Consider the following 669-nt stretch of genomic DNA (forward strand, 5'->3'; position numbering starts at 1 on the left):
GACGATTTTCGCGGAAGTAGTGGCGGCACGCGCCGGGCCGCTAGAGCTTCCGAAGTCCACTGAGCACCCTCTCAAGCAGTGTCACATCTGGCTGTCCGCCGGCGGACTCGTCGCCGCCGGGCTGGTGAATCGTGACCAGTCCGGCCTCGGCCAGATCGGCCACCAGGATCCGCACCACGCCGAGCGGGATGGTCAGCAGCGCGGAGATCTCCGCGATCGACTTGACCTCCCGGCACAGCAGGCAGATCCGCTGGTGCTCCGGCAGCTGCCCGCGCAGCCGCTCGGGTTCCGCGGTGGTGCTGACCAGCGCCTCGATGGCGAGCTGGTAGCGCGGCCTGGTCCGGCCGCCGGTCATCGCGTACGGGCGCACGAACCCGCTCGGCGTCTGCGGGCGCCGGCCGGCCTGCGACTGGGCCTCCTGCCGTGGCTGCGGCGGCTGCGGCTGCTGGTGGTGCTGCGGCTGCTGCGGCTGCGACGGCTGTGGCTGCCAGTACGGCTGGTACGGGTTCACAGGCGGCTGGTGAGAGCTGCCGTACGGCTGCGTGCCGGGTGACGTGCTCACAAGTCCTCCTCCTGGTGCGGCCACGGCGCCCGCCCGGCCCCTGGCGGGGGCGGCGCGGGCCCGTACGCCCGTTCGCTGGTCTGACGCTGTGCCGGCCCTCAGTCGAG

Annotated in this window: 1 protein-coding gene; it reads right to left on the reverse strand. The window is 72.6% G+C overall.

Annotated elements, in window-relative coordinates; genetic code table 11:
* Positions 1 to 40: 40 nt before the first annotated feature.
* A complete protein-coding gene (locus HCN08_RS36835; protein ID WP_167987347.1) occupies positions 41 to 562 on the reverse strand; it encodes a DUF742 domain-containing protein in 522 nt (173 codons plus the stop codon).
* Between the last annotated feature and the right edge of the window lie 107 nt (positions 563 to 669).

This window comes from Actinacidiphila epipremni (assembly GCF_012034175.1).
GTDB classification, from domain to species: domain Bacteria; phylum Actinomycetota; class Actinomycetes; order Streptomycetales; family Streptomycetaceae; genus Actinacidiphila; species Actinacidiphila epipremni.